The sequence below is a fragment of the Arthrobacter oryzae genome (assembly GCF_030812315.1).
Classification (GTDB): domain Bacteria; phylum Actinomycetota; class Actinomycetes; order Actinomycetales; family Micrococcaceae; genus Arthrobacter; species Arthrobacter oryzae_B.
Genome location: NZ_JAUSSM010000003.1, coordinates 53,092 through 72,246, shown reverse-complemented (window position 1 = coordinate 72,246; position 19,155 = coordinate 53,092). Strand labels below are relative to the sequence as shown.

The following is a 19,155-nucleotide window of genomic DNA, read 5'->3' as shown; positions in this document are numbered from 1 at the left end:
CACCGGCGATGCCCGCGGTTAGTGTGCCAGCCTGCGGTTGGCCCCTGCCGCCGGATAGGCTCGTGCTATGGACGTTGCCACCCTCCGCGGGATCTGCCTGAGCTTCCCCGGCGCTTTTGAAGACTTTCCGTTCGGCCCCGAGACGTCCGTCTTCAAAGTGCGGGCCGCCGTGGCCGGCGGGGCGCGTCAGGAGGCCAAGATGTTCGCGCTGTCCGCCATGGACCCGGCGGACTGGTCCGTGAGCCTTAAATGCGAACCGGCCCTGGCGGAACAGCTGCGGGCAGTCCATCCCGAAATCACGGGCGCCTGGCATATGAACAAGACTCACTGGAACGGCGTCAGGCTGGACGGAGCGTTGCCGGACGATATGATCCGGGACATGGTGGAGGACTCCTATGACCTGGTGGTGGCCTCGCTCAGCCGAAAACAGCGGGATCAGCTGGGCTGGGCAGGCCTTGCCCGGGGCGACGGCGCATGAGCAATCCCGGCCGCGGACGCATCGCCCGCGGCGGACTGAACTATCCGGGCATTGGCTCCACTGAGCACGGGCAGCCCCCGCAAGGCTTCCCTTGCGGGGTGACCCAGGCCTACCTCGGCGACGGACTGGCCCTGTACCGGAGGGTGGCCCAGGGAATCCTGACCTGGCAGCTGCAGAAGAGGTCCGGGCTGCGCGTCCGCACCGAGTCCGACGTCGTGGTGCCCGGCGCCCGGGTGGTGAGCGGATTCGGATTCGGGCCCTTCCGGATCAATGCCCCCTGCGAGGTTGTGTGGGTGCACCGGCCGGTGCCCGGCGACGGTCCGCAAAGCGCCGGTTTCGGATACGGAAGCCTGCCGGGGCATCCGGTGCGCGGCGAGGAGTCCTTCGAGGTGGAAGTGGACGGGCAGGGGCGGGTGTTCCTGAGAATCACTGCTTTCAGCAGGCCGTCCAACTGGTTCTACGCTGCCGGCAGCGCCGTCGCCGGACGCGCACAAAGGCATGTCACTTCCCGATACATTGGGAGTGCACACGAACTGGCCGCAGGTGAAAGCTGATCAGGAGCAGGTGGATGCTGGAACAGAAAACCCTTGACCAACTGTGGAACTTCGACGATCCTGCAGGATCGGAAGCCCGTTTCCGGGCTGCTGCTGAAGACGGAAAATACGACGCCGACGAACAGGCCGAGCTCGCCACCCAGCTGGGGCGGGCCATCGGACTGCAGGGCCGCTACGAAGAAGCCGACGCCCTGCTGGATTCGATCGATGCCGACGAGCCCACGGTGGGTGTCAGGGTGCTGATGGAACGCGGCCGTATCCTGAACTCCAGCGGCCATGCGGCGATGGCCGTGCCGCTCTTTGAACAGGCGGCCGAACTCGCGGACCACCTCAGCGAGGAATTCCTTGCGGTTGACGCGCTGCACATGCTGGCGATCGCCGACTCTGCGCACGCCGAATCCTGGACCCGCAGCGCCCTCGAGTACGCCTCCACGGTGCACGATCCGCGGACCCGGCGCTGGATGGTCTCCCTGCACAACAACCTCGGCTGGACGCTGCACGAGGCCGGGCGGTTCACCGAGGCCCTGGTCGAGTTCCAGCTGGCCGAGCAGTGGGCCGAACGCGTCGGCACACCCCAGCAGCAGGAGTGGGCCCGGGAGGCAATCGACGAGTGCGAGCATTCCCTCGCCGCCGGGCTCACCGGACAAACTCAACGAAAGGCATAGCCCCGTGATCTTCATTGTCGTCAAATTCAAGGTCAAGCCGGACTGGTCCGAAAAGTGGCTGGGCCTCGTGGATGACTTCACCCAGGCCACCCGCCAGGAACCCGGCAACCTGTGGTTCGACTGGTCCCGCAGCGTCGAAGACCCCGACGAGTTCGTGCTCGTTGAGGCTTTCAAGGACGATGCTGCCGGTGACCATGTCAGCAGCGCGCACTTCCAAAAGGCCATGGCGGACATGCCGCAGGCCCTGGCCGAGACGCCGCAGATCATCAGCCGCCAGTTCGACGGCGACGGCTGGGACCGGATGGGCGAACTGACCATCTGACTCCATCGATAGGCTTATGGCATGTGGATCGGATGGATTGAGTTCGACATTCTCCTGGGCGATGTTCACAGCCTCAAGGAGAAGCGCTCCGTCGTGCGGCCCTTGCTGGCCGAACTGAAGCGCCGCTTTGAGGTGTCCGTGGCCGAGGTGGGTGACCACGAGCAATACCGGCGCACGCAGCTGGGCGCGGGCCTGGTGGCAGCCGACCGGGCGCACGTCGTGGAGGTGCTCACCGCCGTCGAACGCTTTGTGGCCTACCGTCCCGAACTCGAGCTCCTCAGTGCACGCCAACGCGAGCTCCGCAGCGACGACTGATCGATCCTTAAGCGCGAACGGACACTTGAGGCCCTCGTGGAAGGGGGACTCAAGTGTCCGTTCGCGCTGGGTGGGGGTTAGCCGAAGTACTTCGGCAAGGTGGCCTCGTGGGCTTCGCGCAGCGAATCCAGCGACAGGGCGTCCACGCCGTTGATCTCCAGCTTGCCGCTGGCTGCGTCCACCACGCCGATGCGTGTGTGGGCGAAGCCGCGGGCGGTGCACATGTCGGTGAACCGGACCTCTTCGGAGCGGGGCACGCCAACCACGGCGCGGCCCTGGGTCTCGGAGAACAGCGCCGTGAACAGGTCCACGCCGTCGCGGTCCATGACGTCCTGCAGGGCGATCCGGGCGCCCACGCCGTAGCGCAGGGAAGACTCAACGAGTGCTGCCGCGAGGCCGCCTTCGGAGAGGTCGTGCGCCGAATCCACCATGCCGTCGCGGGACGCGTTGATCAGGATTTCACCCAGCGCGCGCTCGGCGGCGAGGTCAACCTTGGGCGGCAAACCGCCGAGGTGTCCGCGCATGTTGGACCATTCCGAGCCGTCCAGTTCCGCTGCGGTGGTGCCCAGCAGGTAGATGGCCTGGCCGTCTTCGCGCCAGCCCGACGGCGTGCGGCGGGCGACGTCGTCCAGCTTGCCCAGCACAGCCACCACGGGGGAGGGGTGGATGGGGGTGGTGCCGGTCTGGTTGTACAGCGAGACGTTGCCGCCGGTGACCGGGATGCCCAGTTCCATGCAGGCGTCCGACAGGCCGCGGATGGCCTCGGCGAGCTGCCACATGACATCCGGGTCCTCGGGGGAACCGAAGTTCAGGCAGTCGCTGACGGCCATCGGAACGGCGCCGGAGGTGGCGACGTTGCGGTACGCCTCGGCCAGTGCCAGCTGTGCGCCGTGGTACGGATCGAGGTAGGTGTAGCGGCCGTTGGCGTCGGTGGCCAGGGCCACGCCCAGTCCGGTTTCCTCGTCTACGCGGACCACGCCGGCATCGTCCGGGAACGCCAGTGCGGTGTTGCCGCCGACGTAACGGTCGTACTGGTTGGTGATCCAGTCCTTGCTGCACATGTTCGGCGAGGCGATGAGCTCGGCGACGGCGGCTGCCAGCTCCGCGGGGGCGGAGGGACGGCCGGCGTCCTGGACTGATCCGCTGAAGGAATCGGCCTGGACGGCGTCCTGCCACTCGGGGCGGGCGTACGGGCGGTCGTAGACCGGACCGTCGTGGGCAACGGTGCGCGGGTCGACGTCGACGATGACTTCGCCTTCCCACGTGATGATCAGGCGGCCGGTGTCGGTCACCTCGCCCAGCCAGGAGTATTCCACAGCCCACTTGTCCATGACCGCTTCAAACGCGGCGATGTTCTCGGGGGTGACCACGGCCATCATGCGTTCCTGCGACTCGGACATCAGGATTTCGCCCGGGGTCAGGGTGGGATCGCGCAGCAGGACGGAGGTCAGTTCAACCTCCATGCCGCCGTCGCCGTTGGAGGCAAGCTCCGACGTGGCGCAGGAAATGCCGGCGGCGCCGAGGTCCTGGATGCCCTCAACGAGGGAACCCTTGAACAGCTCCAGGCAGCATTCGATCAGGACCTTCTCGGCGAAGGGGTCACCCACCTGGACGGCGGGGCGCTTGGACGGCTTGGTGTCGTCGAAGGACTCGGAGGCCAGCACGGACGCGCCGCCGATGCCGTCGCCGCCGGTGCGTGCACCGAACAGGACAACCTTGTTGCCCTTGCCGGAGGCGTTGGCGAGGCGGATATCCTCGTGGCGCATCACGCCGACTGCCAGCGCGTTGACGAGCGGGTTGCCCTGGTACACGGAGTCGAACACCATTTCGCCGCCGATGTTCGGCAGGCCCAGCGAGTTGCCGTAGCCGCCAATGCCGGCAACCGCACCGTGCATAACGCGGGCGGTGTCGGGGTGGTCGATGGCGCCGAAGCGCAGCGGATCCATCACGGCAACGGGGCGGGCGCCCATGGAGATGATGTCGCGGACGATGCCGCCGATTCCGGTGGCGGCGCCCTGGTAGGGCTCCACGAACGACGGCGAGTTGTGGGACTCGATCTTGAACGTCACGGCCCAGCCGTCGCCCAGGTTGGTGACACCGGCGTTTTCGCCGATGCCCACCAGCATGTCCTTCTTCATCTCGTCGGTCACCTTCTCGCCGAACTGGCGCAGGTGGTTCTTCGAGGACTTGTAGGAGCAGTGCTCGCTCCACATCACGGAGTACATGGCGAGCTCGGCGCCGGTCGGGCGGCGGCCCAGGACCTTGACGACCTCGTCGAACTCGTTCTGCTTCAGGCCAAGCTCGGCCCAGGGGAGTTCGGTGTCCGGGGTCTTGGCGGCGTTCTCGACCGTGTCGATGTTGAACTTCCGGCTGACGGTTTCAGCTGAGGTACTCACTTTGCGCCTCCCACAATCTTGTTCAGGACGGAGGTAAAGAAACCGAGGCCATCGGTGTCCGAGCCGCCGACGCCGTCGAGGGACGCCGGGCCGAATCCGGGTTCCACGGCGTGCTCGGGGTGCGGCATGAGGCCGACGACGTTGCCGGCAGCGTTGGAGATGCCGGCGATGTCGCGGCGGGAGCCGTTCGGGTTGAAGCCGACGTAGCGGAACACCACGCGGCCTTCCGCCTCGAGGGCGTCCAGGGTCTTCTCGTCGGCGATGTACTGGCCGTCCTGGTTCTTCAGCGGCACGGTGATTTCCTGGCCGGCAGCGTAGTCGCCGGTCCAGGCCGTGCTGTTGTTCTCCACGCGCAGGACCTGGTCGCGGCACATGAACTTCAGATGGTCGTTCTTGATCATCGAGCCGGGCAGCAGGTGCGACTCGGTGAGGATCTGGAAGCCGTTGCAGATGCCCAGGACCGGCAGCTTGGCGTCCGAGTTGGCTGCCTTGATGATCTCGGACATCAGCGGAGCGAAGCGGGCAATGGCGCCGGCGCGGAGGTAGTCGCCGTAGGAGAAACCGCCCGGAATCACGACGGCGTCGACGTCGCTGAGGGTGGTGTCCGCGTGCCAGAGTGCCACGGGCGTGGCACCGGCGAGGCTTACGGCGCGGGCGGCGTCGCGGTCATCGAGGGTTCCGGGGAAGGTGACGACGCCGATCTTGGCGCCGGCGAGGCGCGGGTTGGCCGCGACAGCGACCGCCTCGCCAATCAAGGGAAGTTCAGTCATCTCAGGCCTCGACGACCTCGACGTTGACGACGTCTTCGATCACGGGGTTGGACAGCAGGGTTTCGGCTGCTTCGCGGGCCTGGGCCAGGATCGCATCGGTCACCTCGCCGTCAACGGTCAGTTCAAATCGCTTGCCCTGGCGGACAGAGCTGAAGCTGGTGAAGCCCAGGCGGGGAAGTGCACCCACGATGGCCTTCCCCTGCGGGTCCAGAATCTCGGGCTTGGGCATGACGTCGACAACGATCCGGGGCATCCGGTAACTCCTGTGCGTGAGCGTTGGGTAAGGGCGCAGCGGAGTGGTGCCGTCTCACGCTGGTCTGCTGCTGCATTTACAGCCCTGCGGACTCCAAACATAAGACAGCGGAAAGAGCGCTCCGCGAGCTTGCATGCCCATTCTACCGGCCGCAGTGCGTCAAGCCGCATTCGCCGGTTGACTGTGAATTGGGGCACTCACCGCGGAGGTTGGAGCACGACGCCGGCTCTGGTGGCGCGCGGGTCCGCTGAGTAGGATTGCGGCATGGCTCAGAAACCGAAGTCCGTGCTTCTACCGGTAATGGCAGCCGCAGTTTTTGCGGGCCTGGGCCGAATGGTGATTCAGAAGATCAAGGCCGATCGGGCGGCCAGGGCAACCAATGTGGCCGGTCCCATTGATGCGAAGACCCGCGCCTGGATCAGCGAGGTTGTCCGAACTCCGCGCCAGTAGCCGGCGCCGGGCCGCCGTCGGCCCCGCCACGAAAACCCCAGGGTTCCCGAAGCCGTCCGGCTTCCCGAAAATGTCTTGGACTGAGGGCGGTTTCCATTGGGAAACCGCCCTCAGTCATGTCCGGCGACGCCTCGAAATGACAAAAACAAAACGATGTTTGTGTCCTATGTCATATTCGCCTATCACTCTGTACTGTATGACTCGGCTGGTCTCGCCGGATGACAGGATCTGTTATTCCGGCTGCCATTTCCCAGCTGACCGAGACCGGCCACACCGCCGGCCCCGTACCTCATGAAAGGTTTCAGTCACTCGTGAAATCAAAAGGAATAAGCCTTGTCCGGGGCGGGGGACTCCGGAAGGCTGCGGCGCTGGCTGTAGGCCTCCCGCTGCTTCTCTCCTCCGTCGCAGCAGGACCCGCTACCGCGGCGCCGGCTGGACCCACCACCGCAGTACAGGCCGGGAACGTCAATCCGTCGGACTACAAGGACGGCCGCTACATAGTGGTCCTGGCCGAGGAAGCCGCCGCCGCATATGAGGGCGGAACGGGGGGACTCGCCGCCACCAAACCGCAGCATGGTCGAAAGCTTGACGCCAAGAGCCCGGAATTCAAGGCCTACGACGCCCACCTCCGCCAGTCGCAACGCGACGTCGCGGCCAAGCATTCCGCGAAGCCGGCTAAGCAGTACACAGCGGCGCTCAACGGATTCGTAGCCCATCTGACCGCACGCCAGGCCGCCGAACTGGCCAAGGACAGTAAAGTCCTCCTGGTCGCACCCGACGTGGAAAACGCTCCGGACTACACCACCACCGACTTTCTGAACCTCACGGGCCAGGACGGCGCCTGGGCGAAGCAGTTCGGCGGCGAAGCCAATGCGGGCAAGGGTGCGGTGGTCGGGGTGATCGACTCGGGCTACGCCCCGGACAACCCCTTCCTCCAAGGCGAGGCAGTGGAGCCGCTCAGCGCCAGCGGCAAGGGCGGCGGCAAGGGCAAGGCGGAAATGGGCGTCCCGTACCGGACCAAGGACGGCACCATCGCCATGCTCAAATCCGACGGCACAACCTTCGAAGGTGAGTGCCAGAAGGGCATCGAATCCGGTGCGGCCTTTGACGGGAGCGACTGCAACTCGAAGGTGATCAGCGCGCGGTACTTCGCCGATTCGTTCCTCCAGTACGTGGCGCCGGAGAACCGCGCCCCGGAGGAACTGATCTCGCCGGTGGATGTCGGAAGCCACGGGACCCACACCGCCACAACCGCCGCCGGCAACGCCAACGTGGAGCAGGCCATCGACGGCGCCAGCTTCGGCACGAGCTCCGGCGTCGCACCGGCCGCCAAAGTCGCGGTGTACAAAGTGTGCTGGGAGGACAACGATCCCAATACCGGCGGGTGCTACTCCTCGGCTTCAGTGGAAGCCATCGACGCCGCCATCAAAGACGGTGTGGACGTCCTGAACTACTCGATCTCCGGCAACACCAACAGCACCACGGACCCTGTGGCGCTGGCGTTCCTGAACGCAGCGGCGGTCGGCGTGTTCGTCTCGGCCTCGGCCGGCAACTCCGGGCCCGCGGTCTCCACGGTAAACCACGCGTCGCCGTGGCTGACCACAGTGGCAGCCTCCACGTTCCCGAGCGATCTGCTCGGCACGGTGAAGGTTTCCGACGGCACCATGTTCCGCGGCGCCTCCATCATGAAGACCGAGGTCAAGGATGCTCCCGTCGTGGTCGCAGCGGACGCTGCGGCGGCGGGTGCTCCCACGCCCGCTAACCTCTGCGGCCCGGGAACCCTGGACTCCGCCAAGGTCAGCGGCAAGGTCGTAGTCTGCGACCGTGGCGTTGTGGACCGCACGGCGAAGAGCCTTGAAGTCCAGTCGAAGGGCGGTCTGGGCATGATCCTGGTCAACCTCTCGTCCAGCTCCGAAGACGCCGACAACCACGTGGTGCCCACTGTCCACGTCAACGCCCCCAAGAGCCTGGAGCTGAAGGCCAGGCTTGCCGCCGACCCCACCCTCACGGTCAGCCTCGTCAAGGGCGACCTCACCGGTGAACCCCTCCCACCGGCACCCCAGGTGGCCGGCTTCTCCTCCCGTGGTCCGAGCCTCGCCTCGGGAGGCGACCTCCTGAAGCCGGACATCTCAGCACCCGGCGTCAACGTCCTTGCGGGCGTTTCCACCATTGGGAACAACGGTGCGCAGTTTGGCTTTATGTCAGGCACGTCCATGGCCGCACCGCACATCGCAGGATTTGGGGCACTGGTGTTCAGCAAGCAGCCCAAGTGGTCACCTGCCATGGTCAAGTCCGCCATGATGACCACCGCCTACCCGCTGGTCAACGCCGACGGAACGCCCAACCTGAACCCGTTCGAAGGCGGCGCCGGCCACATTGACTCCGCCCGCGTGCTGGATCCGGGGCTGGTGTACAACTCGGACATCAAGCAGTGGAATGCCTTCCTCAACGGGCAAGGCGTCGACACCGGTGCACGCAAGGCAGGTACCTTGGCCGCGCGCGACCTCAATGTCCCCTCCATTGCGCTCGGCAGCCTCGTTGGCGAGATCAAGGTCAAGCGGACGCTCACTGCCCTGGTCCCCGGAACGTACAGGGCCGAGGTCAACCTTCCGGGCTTCGATGTTCGCGTTGAACCGGCCGTCCTGGACTTCAAGAAGGCAGGTAAGAGCCTCGACGTCACCATCACGGTGAAGAGCGTCGGAGCCCCGACAGGCAAGTTCACCACCGGCACCCTGACGTGGAAGGGCCCGCGTACGGTCAGTTCGCCGATGGCTGTCCGTCCGGTGGATGCCCAGATTGCGCCGTCGTTCTCGTTCAGCTCCGCCACCGGAACGGGCAGCGGGACCATGGACCTGGTGTCTGGTTCGGATTCGCCCATTGCCGTAGGCATTGAGGGGCTCGCACCCCTGTCCGAGACAGCGATCACCAAGACTCCCGGCGCTTTTGCGGCCAAGAATGACGAACACAACGCCGTCGTCCAGGTGACTGTTCCGGCCGGTGCCACGTTTGCCCGGCTCGGTATCCAGGCGGAGACAGAGGACGTCGACTGGGACATGGTGGTCTACGCGCCGGACGGCAGCGGGAAGCTCGTGGCCACGCAGGTGGCGACGTCGTCGGCCAGCGAGTTCCTGGACCTGGAATCACCGAGGGCCGGTACGTACTACATCGTGGCCAATCTCTACTCCACCCCGGATAACGGAGCCGCCTCTGCCCGGATCCAGGCTGTCTCGTTCAGCGGGGACGCAGGGAACCTGACGGTCAACCCGAATCCCATCGTTGCTCCGAACGGCACGGCCGCCACGGCAACAGCCAACTGGTCCGGCCTTGCCGAGGGCTCCTACCTTGGCCGGCTGAGCCTGGGCGGCAACGGCATCAAGACCTGGGTCAACGTCAAGGTGGGCACGGATGCGGCCCCGGCCCCGTCCGGCGCTCCGGCGGTCGCTCCGGTCGACACGGTTCCGGGAAACTAGCCGGAACAGCGTCCGGCCGGAAACGCGCCAAATGTCCAACTGAATAAGGAATGCGTTTGACAGGAACGTCCCGGCGGCCGAACGGCTCCCGGGACGTTCCTGTTGAAGGGCAGGGTGCGTTGGGGCCCGCGCTGCTTAGGTCTGACCGGTGGATCCCGGCGTGCCGCCGAAGAGCGGGGCCATGGAACGCCACCGGGCAATCTCACAGCCGTCGGTCAGGCTGAAGCGGCTGTGCACGGGACGGCCGTGGAATGTCCCGGTCACTACTGCCACCTGGGGGCCGCCATATTGCTGGGTGCACATCATGTCAGCACGCCGCGGCACAAAGAAGACTTCCTCGCCGAAGCGTTCGACGGCGGCCAGGGCCGCGTCGGGGTCCGGCAGCGTTGACCCCTCAAGGGCGGTATCCCGCGCCGTTGTTCCGCTGCGGAAAACCAGTCGGAACACGTACTCGGGTGCGCCAGGTGACTCCGTCAGCCGGACGGTCAGATCCACTTCTCCGGCCATCAGTCCTCCCGGACCGCGTCGAGCAGCGGTGCCAGGGCATCGAGTAGCCGCATCCGAAGCTCCTGCGCCTCGGCGGAGAAGGCGCGCTGATGTTCGACGTACTCCGCCTTGCCGGCAGCTGTTTCGATCGGGATGGGCGGGTAGCCCCACTCCTCAAGGTCGTACGGGGATGCCTGCATGTCCATGGCGCGGACCCGCCATGACAATTCGAAGCAATCCATGACCAGCTCACTGGGCAGGGCGGGCGACAGCTTGTAGGCCCACTTGTAGAGATCCATGTTGGCGTGCAGGCAGCCCGGCTGTTCCATGGACCGCTGGTTGTCCCGGCTGGGAGTGAGTTCGTTAAGGGGTGTGGCGTCCGGAGTGTAGAAGCGGAAAGCGTCAAAGTGCGAGCACCGGATCCTGTTGTCCTCCACAACGCGGTCCGTGCCCGCTGCCCCGAGGCGCAGTTGCAGGTATTCGTGGCGCAGCTCAAATTTGTCCTGGCGGTACACCATCGCCCACTCGTGCAGCCCGAAGCAGCCGAACTGGGCGGGGCGCAACGCAGTGCCCCGCAGGATTATCCCGGCAAACTGCAGTGCCTCCCGGCGCTCGGCCAGGAAGGATGCGCGGTCAAAGGTTGCGGCAGCGGTGCCGGCCGGCAGCCCTGCGGCGGCGAGGTCGCCGTCGTCGAGCACCCGGTAGTACTTCCACGCGGAGCGGGCCGCGGCGTCCGGCCCGGTGAGGACGGCGCCGGCGCCGGGGTGCCAGCGCAGGAGCTGGCCCGGTTTCTGGGTGTAGTACGTGAAGAGGAAGTCCTCAACGGGGTGCTTTTTGCCGGCAGAGCGGCGGGCAAGGTAAGGGTCGGCGTAGCGCCTGACCCGGGCCTGGTGGGCTGCTTCGCGGTGTTGCCAGGCATCCGCTGGCAGCACGTGGTGCCGGCCGGGGTTCACAGTATGCATTCGGCTAGGACGCTCCGCCTGCGGATCCCAAAATGTCCTTAGCTGCATTCCAGAGGCCGATTTCGCAGCCGTCCCTGCGGGCGAAGGAAGTATCCACCGGCGAATCGTCGACGACACCGGTGACCGTTGCCTCCTGCGGGCCGCCGTACTGCTGCGTGCAGGCCTGATCCGTCTGGCGCGGTGCCGGGCTCAGCACGGCCGGGTTGTCCTTAAGCGCCTTGCAGGCGGCTGCGGCTGACGGATGGCTGCTTTCAGCGGTCGGGGTGCCGTCCTTGCAGACCAGCGTGTAGTTCTGGGCGGGTTCCGATTCCGCACGCTTGACCATGATGGCGAGTTCGGCATTCCCCTTGCCCGGGCCGGCCGTGGGGGGCGCGGAGGACGGGGGAGGAGACGGAGCAGGCACAGTGGTTTCGGTGTCCGGCGACGGCGTCGCCGTGGACGGGCTGGTGGCCGTAGTCGTGGCCGTGGGTGAAGGGCCTGGAGTGCCGCCGCCGCCGGGCGAGCAGGCGGAGAGACCGACAACGGATACCAGAACGAGTGCGTGAATCCATGCCTTACGCATTACCGGTCCTCCTCATTTGGTCCATTCTATCGCCGGAGTCCAGCGATGGACCCTGCCGTTCGGCCTGGTCGAGGCGGGGGAGCCGGGCCGGTTCAGGCTGGGCAGGGGCGGGGTGCGGCGGCGACCTCCGGGAGCCAGCGGTCCGGCGATTAAATCATTCCGGAACATCTCGATTCCGCGGCCGCACTCCGGTATGTTTCTCACATCACTGGATGTATGGCCTCACGCCCACGTTTCGCCGACGTGGACGGATACTTCCAGTCCGTGGGACCGGTCACGCCAACGGTCCGACAACCTAGGAGGCAGTACGTCATGACTTACCCGCATGTGGGCCCCCGCACTCAAAGCAGAAATCCGGCCACACGCCTCGCCGCCACCGTTGCTTTGGGAGTTTCACTGTTGATCGGCCAGGGGCTGGCGGCCCCGGCCTGGGCAGCCGCCGACCCCGCAGACCCCGCGTCCCAGGCGGATCCGCCTGGGCTTGAAGGCGGTGCATCGGGTGAGGCGGAAGCGTCCCTGGACGGCGGCCGCTACATTGTGATGCTGAAGGACAAGCCGCTCGCTGCCTACACTGGCGGAGTCGAGGGAATCCCGGGGACTGCGGTGTCCAACGGCAGGAAGCTCGACGCCTCCAGCGCTGAGTCCCAGCGCTACTCCGCACACCTGGAGTCACAGCAGAACAGAGTGGCCGCGGAAGAAGGGGTGGCCATAGACGACAGCTACACCCTGGCGGTGAACGGCTTCAGTGCGGAGCTATCCGCGGAACAGGCGAATGCGTTGGCCAAGGACGGTAACGTCCTTGGTGTCTTTAAGGACAAGCTCTACAAAATCGACTACTCCAGCACCGAATTCCTGGGCCTGCCAGGTCCCACGGGAGTCTGGGCCGAACAGTTCGGTGGCGAAGCCAACGCCGGCAAGGGAACCGTGGTGGGTGTGCTGGATACGGGCTACACCCCTGGCAATCCCTTCTTTGCCGGCGACCAGGTGGCGCCCCTGTCCGGAGGTCCCCAGGTGGGTGAACCGTACCTGTCGCCCGGAAACCAGATCACCATGCTTAAAGCGGACGGGAGCACGTTCGCGGGCGTCTGCGAAGCGGGTGACCAATTCGCCGGAACTGAGTGCAACAGCAAAGTCATCGGCGCCCGGTACTACGACGAGGGCTTCAAAGCAGTAGTTCCTCCCGGCCTGCGCTCGCCGAAGGAATCGTTCTCGCCGCTCGACGTCAACAACCATGGCTCGCACACTGCCAGTACCGCGGCCGGAAATTACGATGTCAGCCAGGCTGTTGGCGGCCGGGACTTCGGCAAGGGCTCGGGGGTGGCCCCCGCTGCAAAGCTCGCCATCTACAAAGTCTGCTGGGAGGGCGTCAGCCCGGCGACCACCGGCTGCTTCGCTTCCAGCAGCGTTGAGGCCATCGAGGACGCCATCAGGGACGGCGTCGACGTCCTGAGCTATTCCATCTCCGGGACCAACAACTCCGCCGCCGATCCGGTATCAATCGCCTTCCTGAACGCCGCGGCCGCCGGGGTATTCGTGGCCGCCTCGGCCGGAAACTCGGGACCGGCTGTCAGCACCGTGAACCATGCCGCACCGTGGATGACCAGTGTGGCTGCATCGACCCACAGCAGCAGCCTCCGCGGCACCGTGGAGTTGTCCAGCGGCGAGAAGTTCGCGGGTGCCAGCATCATGGCGACTGAAGTTGCGGACGCGCCCATTGCCCTGGCCGTCAGTGTGAAGATGGCCGATGCCCTCGACGCCAATGCGGCCTTGTGCGCTCCGGGCACTTTGGACCCGGCCAAGGCCGCCGGCAAGATCGTGGTCTGCGACCGCGGGGTGGTGGACCGGACGGCCAAGAGCGGAACCGTGGCGCAGGCAGGCGGCGTCGGAATGGTCCTGGTCAACCTGACACCCAACTCGCTGGACGTGGATCTGCATAGTGTCCCGACGGTCCACCTCGAGGACCCCGCCATAAAAGAGGTGCTGGCAGCTGACGCTGCATTGACGGCGAGCCTGGTGTCCACTGACACAACGGGCTTGGACCCGCCACCGGTCCCGCAGATTGCAGGCTTCTCATCACGCGGGCCCACGCTGGCGGCCAATGGCGACCTCCTGAAACCGGACATTGCGGCTCCGGGCGTCGGTGTGCTGGCAGCTGTCTCGCCCATCGGCTCCAACGGCCAGAACTTCGGCTTCCTGTCCGGAACATCCATGGCAGCCCCGCAGATTGCAGGGCTGGGAGCGTTGCTGCTGGGCAAGAACCCGTTGTGGTCCCCGGCCACGGTGAAGTCGGCGATGATGACCACGGCATACGACCTGGTGGACGCTGAAGGATCGCCGGTGCAGGACGTCTTTGCCGAAGGTGCCGGACAGGTAGATCCTGCCCGGATGGCAGCACCCGGGCTGGTCTACGACGCCGGGCCCAGCGACTGGCTCGGCTTCCTGCAGGGGCTGGGCTACCAGTTGGGTGTTGCCCCGGTGGCCGCCATGGACGTCAACCTCCCGTCCATCGCTATCGGCGGGCTTACAGGCACCCAGACCGTGACGCGGACGGTAACTGCGTTGACGGCGGGAACCTACAGTGCCGACATCGACGTTCCCGGAATCACCGCCGAAGTGACGCCGGACGTGGTGACACTCGAAGAAGGCGGGAAGGCCACCTTCACGGTGCAGTTCACCAACTCCGGCGCCGCCTTGGACGCATTCGTGGGCGGATCACTCACCTGGACTTCGGATGAGGCGACGGTCCGCTCGCCGGTGGCCATCCGGTCGGTCACGGCCGTTGCGCCGGCTGTCGTCAATGCCGCCTCCGCCGGCGGAAACGGCAGTGTCGTGATACCGGTGACGTCCGGCAGTCCCGAGCCGATCGAGGTGGCGGTGAGGGGGCTCGCCAAGGGAAACTCGACGGCGATCAGCCTGGTTCCGGGTCCGTACACCGGGGTCAAGGACGCCGCCAATGACGTTCAGATCGTCAACGTCCCGGCAGGTTCTTCCCTCGCCCGGTTCGAGGTCATCTCGGCCAACCCCGCAGCGGACTTCGACCTCTACGTGGTCTCGCCGGTGGGTTTGCTTTATCCGGGTGCCACACCTTCGGCCAATGAGGCGGTCTCCGTCGTGGACCCGGTGGCAGGCGACTGGAAGGTGACCGCCAACCTGTTCGCCAGCCCCGGCAACGCGGCAACGGCTGCTTCGGTCGAAGTGATGGTCCTTGCCGGTGACGCCGGAAACATGGCCGTCAGCCCCAACCCGCTCACTATCGAAAACGGCACCACGGGCGAGCTCACAGCCAGCTGGACCGGGCTTGAGGTCGGCAAGTGGGTGGGCCTGATCCGCTTCGGCACCGGACCGTCAACCCAGCTGAACGTCACCGTGACGGCGCCGTGACCGGTGCATACGCGTGCCCCGGCGGCTGACGGGAGCCCGGGCTAGGTGCCCGCAGGGTCCCGTCGGCCGGCGCCGGCATCACGTTCGGCTGCGGGCTTTGGTGGCGGCAATCAGCTCCATCATCGCCTGGTGGAGTTGGCCTACCTGGTCCCGGGTCAGGCCCAGCCGCTCCATCATGGTTCCGGGGACCGCCGTCGCCTGTTGCCGGAGGGCCGCGCCGCTCGGGGTGAGCCCGACGGCCAGTGCGCGCTCGTTGCCGGCGGCCCGGCCGCGGGTGATGTAGCCGGCCGTTTCAAGGCGGCGCAGCAGCGGTGAGATGGTGGCCGGCTCCTGGGCCAGGGCGTCGCTGATGTCGCGGACCGAGCGCGGGCTGGACTCCCACAGGCAGAGCATCACGAGGTACTGCGGGTGGGTCAGCCCCAGCCGGTCCAGAACCGGCTTGTAGGCGCCCACGACGCTCCGGGACGCGACCGTCAGGGCAAAGCAGAGCTGATGCTCCAGCAGGAGGTCTTCGTCAGACGCTTCGATGGCCGCGGCCGAGCGCTGATTCATCGGGCTCTCCTCAATCGTTAGTGGGCTAATGATTAGCGTACACTGGATTGGACTCGTCCGTTCTGAAAGGGAATCCGCAATGGCCAACAAGGAAAACGCTGCCCAAAGGTTCATGCGCGCCACAGGCAGGCTCCGGGCCATCTTCGGTCCCGCAAACCGCAGCTCGCTGGGACATGAGATGACCGACGAGAACAAAGCCCTCCTGGCCCGCCGCGAAGCCGAGACGCAGCAGTGGGAAACGGTACGCAGGCCGGACGGCAGCACGTACGTGGTGCCACGGAATCCGGACGACCAGTCCCTTCGCTAAGCCGTTTCAGGGGCCCACAGCCCGGGGCCTTTTTGCGTCCCCGGGCGTAAAATATGGGCACATGAACCAAACGGCCAATGCATCACTGCCTGGCCCGACCAAGGGAAAGGGGGTGGGAATCGTGGCAAAGGCGATACAGCGCTTCATGAGCAAGACCGACAAACTGCGGTTCTTCTTCGGGCCGGCCACGCGGGGTGATCCTGCGGCACCTATTGTTCACAAACACGACGATTATGAGACGGCTTCCGAGCAGGATCTGTCCCACTTCGAAGTAGAGACAGACTCCGAAGGCCACCACTACGCGGTGCGCAAGGAAGACATCACGTAGCCCGGCACACAAAAGAACGGCGCAGCGGTCCTGCCGCTGCGCCGTTCTTTGTGCCCTGAGCTAATTATCCCGAGTCAGGAAGCCTTTTTAGCGGCCGGTGCCGCCGTAGACCGTTGCTTCGTCTTCGCTGTCCAGGTCGAATGCCTTGTGGATGGCCCGGACTGCATCGTCGAGCAGGTCCGCGTGCGTCACCACGGAGATGCGGATCTCAGAGGTGGAGATCATGTTGATGTTGATCCCGGCGTCGGACAGGGCCTTGAAGAATGTGGCCGAAACGCCCGGGTGCGAACGCATACCGGCGCCGATCAGCGAGAGCTTGCCGATCTGCTCGTTGTATTCGATGCTTTCGAAGCCGATTTCCGGCTGGGCGGCACGGAGGGCAGCGAGCGCGTCGGCGCCTTCGACAATGGGGAGCGTGAAGGAGATGTCCGTCCGGCCGGTGCCGTGCGTCGAGACGTTCTGGACGATCATGTCGATGTTGGAGTGCGCATCGGCGATCACCTGGAAGATCGCGGCGGCCTTGCCCGGGATGTCGGGAACCCCCACCACGGTGACCTTGGCTTCGGAACGGTCGTGTGCAACGCCGGAGATGATTGGCTGCTCCAAGGCAACTCCCTCTTGAGTCGTGATCTTGTCGTCGGCTCCCGGCATGACCCAGGTGCCTTCGTTCTGGCTGAATGAAGAACGCACGTGCAGCGGCACGCCGAAGCGCCGCGCATATTCCACGCAGCGCAGGTGCAGGATCTTGGCGCCGGAAGCGGCCAGTTCCAGCATTTCTTCGCTGGAGATGCGGTCGATTTTCTGGGCGGAGGGAACCACGCGGGGATCCGCCGTGTAGATGCCGTCCACGTCCGTGTAGATCTCGCAGACATCGGCGTCCAGCGCCGCGGCCAGGGCCACCGCGGTGGTGTCGGACCCGCCGCGGCCCAGGGTGGTGATCTCGTTGGTGGTGCGGCTCATCCCCTGGAAACCGGCCACGATGGCGATGTGTCCCTTGTCCAGGGCGGTGCGGATCCGGTGCGGGTCGACGTCGATGATGCGCGCCTTGCCGTGGATGCCGTCGGTGATCATGCCTGCCTGCGACCCGGTGAAGGACTGGGCCGAGGCGCCGAGCTTGTTGATGGCCATGGCGACGAGGGCCATGGAGATGCGCTCACCGGCGGAGAGGAGCATGTCCATTTCGCGCGCGGGGGCCGAATCGGTGACCTGCGCGGCAAGATCCAGGAGTTCGTCGGTGGTGTCGCCCATGGCCGAGACCACCACAACTACCTCGTTGCCGGCCGTCTGCGCGTCAACTACGCGCTTTGCCACCCGTTTGATGCCGTCCGCGTCAGAAACCGAGGAGCCGCCGAACTTCTGCACAATGAGCTGCTTGGTGCGGGCAGTGGCGATGGGCACCACGTGCGGCTGATTTTCGGTCTTCACTTCGGTAGTGGGCATACTCATGCGCGCACCCTCACTGGATCAAATCGGGGTTCCGGGGCCAAGCAACCTAACGTCGCGACGGCGTAACTGATGTGCTCAGTTTATCGCCGGGAGCCGCGCGGCGTTGAATTGTGACCGTATGGTGGCCCGGCGCTCCACGCCGCCCGGTCCAGGCGGTAGCGCCAGGAGGCCAGCCCCTTGCCATGGCTGTCCTGGTTGGCGGTGAAGTAATGATCCCGGACGAAGCCGAGGCGTTCGAGGAGGCGCCGGGAAGGGGTGTTGGCTTCGTAGACGCCGGCGTAGATGGTGTCGATGCCGCGTTCGGTGAAGAGCCAGCGGACCAGCGCCGCGGCGGTTTCGGTGCCGTAGCCTTTGCCGTGGTGGTCCGGGTGCAACAGGTAGCCGAGACTGGCATAGCGGTCGGGAAGGCTGCCCGGCAACGGTGGTTCAGCCGTGTTCCACGTGCGGCCGTCGCCAATCATCGCCCCTGAAGACCGAAGCACTACTGCCCAGCCGACGTGGAAGCAGGCAGCCGTTGAGCGTTCCGCGCGGGTCAGCAAATCGGCGAGGAGCTGATCTGTTTTCCCGGCGCTCAGCGGCTGGTGCGACAAAAAGCGGACCGCATCGGGATTGCCCCGGAGTCCGCGTAAGGCGTCGGCGTCGGCTTCCGTCAGGGGGCGCAGTTCCAGGCGTTCCGTGACGATGGAGGATAGCGGTTGCATGGGCTGCCGTCGGTGACCGGGTCAGCTCAACGCATTGCGGCGGCCCTCGAACGCCCGCCCCAGGGTGACCTCGTCCGCGTACTCCAAGTCACCGCCCACGGGCAGGCCCGAGGCAAGCCTGGTGACCGCGATGCCGATCGATTTCAGCATCCTGGCCAGGTACGTGGCGGTTGCCTCACCCTCAAGATTGGGGTCGGTGGCGATGATGATCTCCTGGATGGCGCCGTCGTTGAGCCGGGTAAGGAGCTCCCTGATCCGCAGCTGTTCCGGCCCGACGCCGGCGATCGGATTAATGGCGCCGCCCAGAACGTGGTATCGGCCCCGGAAGGAGCGCGTGCGCTCAACAGCCAGGACGTCCTTGGATTCCTCCACAACGCAGATGACCGACGGGTCGCGGCGCGGGTCACGGCAGATGTTGCACAATTCCTGCTCCGTGACGTTGCCGCAAACCGTGCAGAATTTCACGCGTTCCTTGACCGTGGTGATGGCGTCGACAAGCCGCTTCATATCCTGCGGGTCCGCTTCGAGGATGTGGAAAGCCAGCCGCTGGGCCGACTTGGGCCCCACGCCGGGAAGGCGGCCAAGTTCGTCGATCAGCTCTTGAACTGCACCTTCGTACACAATGTCCTCGTTCGTTTGACTCGTTCGGTTGAATCGTAAGTTGGCGGGTGTTGAGCCGCCGGCGTCCGTTCGCTGCAGGGGTTGGCCCGCCGCGTCAACCACTGGCGCGGGTCCGGCCGAAAGACGAACCCGAGCG

The 19,155-nt window shown here is 65.8% G+C and carries 20 protein-coding genes; 10 read left to right on the top strand and 10 right to left on the bottom strand.

The genetic code is table 11. The features are described from left to right. The first annotated feature begins 67 nt into the window (after positions 1–67). From J2S97_RS07090 to J2S97_RS07070, 5 genes are read left to right on the top strand one after another with little or no spacing between them, the layout of a single operon-like run. On the top strand, positions 68–478 hold the full coding sequence (locus J2S97_RS07090; RefSeq protein ID WP_307047924.1) for an MmcQ/YjbR family DNA-binding protein: 411 nt from the start codon (positions 68–70) through the stop codon (positions 476–478). Next, positions 475–1,032: a DUF1990 family protein gene (locus J2S97_RS07085; RefSeq protein ID WP_307047922.1), complete on the top strand. Its 558-nt coding sequence runs from the start codon at positions 475–477 to the stop codon at positions 1,030–1,032. Before J2S97_RS07090 ends, J2S97_RS07085 begins: the two co-directional genes overlap by 4 nt. A gap of 14 nt (positions 1,033–1,046) precedes the next feature. After that, the gene (locus tag J2S97_RS07080; RefSeq protein ID WP_307047920.1) at positions 1,047–1,697 is read left to right on the top strand and encodes a hypothetical protein; all 651 of its coding nucleotides are present in this window, start codon (positions 1,047–1,049) and stop codon (positions 1,695–1,697) included. 4 nt (positions 1,698–1,701) lie between these two features. After that, positions 1,702–2,019, top strand: coding sequence for a putative quinol monooxygenase (locus J2S97_RS07075; protein WP_307047918.1), 318 nt, complete (start codon positions 1,702–1,704; stop codon positions 2,017–2,019). Between the two features lie 21 nt (positions 2,020–2,040). Beyond that, on the top strand, positions 2,041–2,334 hold the full coding sequence (locus J2S97_RS07070) for a DUF503 domain-containing protein (protein ID WP_307047915.1): 294 nt from the start codon (positions 2,041–2,043) through the stop codon (positions 2,332–2,334). Between the two features lie 77 nt (positions 2,335–2,411). On the opposite strand, the gene purL is transcribed toward J2S97_RS07070, so the two are convergent. Genes purL through purS form a run of 3 tightly spaced genes read right to left on the bottom strand, consistent with a single transcriptional unit; the run spans position 2,412 to position 5,753 of the window. After that, the gene (purL, locus tag J2S97_RS07065) at positions 2,412–4,730 is read right to left on the bottom strand and encodes a phosphoribosylformylglycinamidine synthase subunit PurL (RefSeq protein WP_307047913.1); all 2,319 of its coding nucleotides are present in this window, start codon (positions 4,728–4,730) and stop codon (positions 2,412–2,414) included. Beyond that, positions 4,727–5,500: a phosphoribosylformylglycinamidine synthase subunit PurQ gene (gene purQ / locus J2S97_RS07060; protein WP_307047911.1), complete on the bottom strand. Its 774-nt coding sequence runs from the start codon at positions 5,498–5,500 to the stop codon at positions 4,727–4,729. The genes purL and purQ overlap by 4 nt, the downstream gene beginning before the upstream one ends. 1 nt (position 5,501) lies before the next feature. Next, entirely contained in the window at positions 5,502–5,753 is a 252-nt protein-coding gene (gene purS / locus J2S97_RS07055) for a phosphoribosylformylglycinamidine synthase subunit PurS (protein ID WP_056631212.1), read from the bottom strand. 264 nt (positions 5,754–6,017) lie between these two features. Between purS and J2S97_RS07050 the strand changes: the two genes are divergently transcribed. Further along, a complete protein-coding gene (locus J2S97_RS07050; protein WP_307047908.1) occupies positions 6,018–6,203 on the top strand; it encodes a hypothetical protein in 186 nt (61 codons plus the stop codon). Positions 6,204–6,514: 311 nt separating this feature from the next. After that, positions 6,515–9,673 (top strand): S8 family serine peptidase, encoded by a 3,159-nt coding sequence (locus J2S97_RS07045; protein WP_307047906.1) that lies wholly within the window; start codon positions 6,515–6,517, stop codon positions 9,671–9,673. Between the two features lie 135 nt (positions 9,674–9,808). On the opposite strand, the gene J2S97_RS07040 is transcribed toward J2S97_RS07045, so the two are convergent. From J2S97_RS07040 to J2S97_RS07030, 3 genes are read right to left on the bottom strand one after another with little or no spacing between them, the layout of a single operon-like run. Beyond that, positions 9,809–10,180, bottom strand: coding sequence for a serine protease inhibitor (locus J2S97_RS07040; RefSeq protein WP_307047905.1), 372 nt, complete (start codon positions 10,178–10,180; stop codon positions 9,809–9,811). Next, positions 10,180–11,121: a 3-methyladenine DNA glycosylase gene (locus J2S97_RS07035; protein WP_307047903.1), complete on the bottom strand. Its 942-nt coding sequence runs from the start codon at positions 11,119–11,121 to the stop codon at positions 10,180–10,182. The genes J2S97_RS07040 and J2S97_RS07035 overlap by 1 nt, the downstream gene beginning before the upstream one ends. A 4-nt stretch (positions 11,122–11,125) precedes the next feature. Further along, positions 11,126–11,683 carry an SSI family serine proteinase inhibitor gene (locus J2S97_RS07030; RefSeq protein WP_307047901.1) on the bottom strand — a complete coding sequence of 186 codons (558 nt, stop codon included), beginning with the start codon at positions 11,681–11,683 and terminating at the stop codon, positions 11,126–11,128. Between the two features lie 312 nt (positions 11,684–11,995). On the opposite strand from J2S97_RS07030, the gene J2S97_RS07025 reads away from it, so the two are divergent. Then, positions 11,996–15,064 (top strand): S8 family serine peptidase, encoded by a 3,069-nt coding sequence (locus J2S97_RS07025; RefSeq protein ID WP_307047899.1) that lies wholly within the window; start codon positions 11,996–11,998, stop codon positions 15,062–15,064. Between the two features lie 78 nt (positions 15,065–15,142). Here J2S97_RS07025 and J2S97_RS07020 read toward each other — a convergent pair whose 3' ends face one another. After that, positions 15,143–15,616: a MarR family winged helix-turn-helix transcriptional regulator gene (locus J2S97_RS07020; protein ID WP_307047897.1), complete on the bottom strand. Its 474-nt coding sequence runs from the start codon at positions 15,614–15,616 to the stop codon at positions 15,143–15,145. 79 nt (positions 15,617–15,695) lie between these two features. Between J2S97_RS07020 and J2S97_RS07015 the strand changes: the two genes are divergently transcribed. Next, entirely contained in the window at positions 15,696–15,923 is a 228-nt protein-coding gene (locus J2S97_RS07015) for a hypothetical protein (RefSeq protein ID WP_307047895.1), read from the top strand. A 145-nt stretch (positions 15,924–16,068) separates the two neighbouring features. Beyond that, positions 16,069–16,251, top strand: a complete 183-nt coding sequence (locus tag J2S97_RS07010) for a hypothetical protein (protein ID WP_307048563.1) — start codon at positions 16,069–16,071, stop codon at positions 16,249–16,251. An 87-nt stretch (positions 16,252–16,338) separates the two neighbouring features. Here the strand turns inward: J2S97_RS07010 and J2S97_RS07005 are convergent, their stop codons facing one another. The 3 genes from J2S97_RS07005 to recR all read right to left on the bottom strand — a co-directional run bounded on the left by J2S97_RS07005 (position 16,339) and on the right by recR (position 19,019). Beyond that, the gene (locus J2S97_RS07005) at positions 16,339–17,697 is read right to left on the bottom strand and encodes an aspartate kinase (RefSeq protein ID WP_307047894.1); all 1,359 of its coding nucleotides are present in this window, start codon (positions 17,695–17,697) and stop codon (positions 16,339–16,341) included. 80 nt (positions 17,698–17,777) lie between these two features. After that, positions 17,778–18,398: a GNAT family N-acetyltransferase gene (locus tag J2S97_RS07000; protein WP_307047892.1), complete on the bottom strand. Its 621-nt coding sequence runs from the start codon at positions 18,396–18,398 to the stop codon at positions 17,778–17,780. A gap of 21 nt (positions 18,399–18,419) precedes the next feature. Next, on the bottom strand, positions 18,420–19,019 hold the full coding sequence (gene recR, locus J2S97_RS06995; RefSeq protein WP_104174078.1) for a recombination mediator RecR: 600 nt from the start codon (positions 19,017–19,019) through the stop codon (positions 18,420–18,422). Positions 19,020–19,155 lie beyond the last annotated feature (136 nt).

Coding starts and splice junctions, on each gene's coding strand:
- J2S97_RS07025 (WP_307047899.1), top strand. CDS start 11,996: ATGACTTACCCGCATGTGGGCCCCCGCACTCAAAGCAGAAATCCGGCC.
- J2S97_RS07040 (WP_307047905.1), bottom strand. CDS start 10,180: ATGGCCGGAGAAGTGGATCTGACCGTCCGGCTGACGGAGTCACCTGGC.
- J2S97_RS07000 (WP_307047892.1), bottom strand. CDS start 18,398: ATGCAACCGCTATCCTCCATCGTCACGGAACGCCTGGAACTGCGCCCC.
- J2S97_RS07090 (WP_307047924.1), top strand. CDS start 68: ATGGACGTTGCCACCCTCCGCGGGATCTGCCTGAGCTTCCCCGGCGCT.
- J2S97_RS07050 (WP_307047908.1), top strand. CDS start 6,018: ATGGCTCAGAAACCGAAGTCCGTGCTTCTACCGGTAATGGCAGCCGCA.
- purS (WP_056631212.1), bottom strand. CDS start 5,753: ATGCCCCGGATCGTTGTCGACGTCATGCCCAAGCCCGAGATTCTGGAC.
- purQ (WP_307047911.1), bottom strand. CDS start 5,500: ATGACTGAACTTCCCTTGATTGGCGAGGCGGTCGCTGTCGCGGCCAAC.
- J2S97_RS07005 (WP_307047894.1), bottom strand. CDS start 17,697: ATGAGTATGCCCACTACCGAAGTGAAGACCGAAAATCAGCCGCACGTG.
- J2S97_RS07030 (WP_307047901.1), bottom strand. CDS start 11,683: ATGCGTAAGGCATGGATTCACGCACTCGTTCTGGTATCCGTTGTCGGT.
- J2S97_RS07085 (WP_307047922.1), top strand. CDS start 475: ATGAGCAATCCCGGCCGCGGACGCATCGCCCGCGGCGGACTGAACTAT.
- J2S97_RS07010 (WP_307048563.1), top strand. CDS start 16,069: ATGAGCAAGACCGACAAACTGCGGTTCTTCTTCGGGCCGGCCACGCGG.
- J2S97_RS07015 (WP_307047895.1), top strand. CDS start 15,696: ATGGCCAACAAGGAAAACGCTGCCCAAAGGTTCATGCGCGCCACAGGC.
- J2S97_RS07035 (WP_307047903.1), bottom strand. CDS start 11,121: ATGCATACTGTGAACCCCGGCCGGCACCACGTGCTGCCAGCGGATGCC.
- J2S97_RS07070 (WP_307047915.1), top strand. CDS start 2,041: ATGTGGATCGGATGGATTGAGTTCGACATTCTCCTGGGCGATGTTCAC.
- J2S97_RS07020 (WP_307047897.1), bottom strand. CDS start 15,616: ATGAATCAGCGCTCGGCCGCGGCCATCGAAGCGTCTGACGAAGACCTC.
- J2S97_RS07080 (WP_307047920.1), top strand. CDS start 1,047: ATGCTGGAACAGAAAACCCTTGACCAACTGTGGAACTTCGACGATCCT.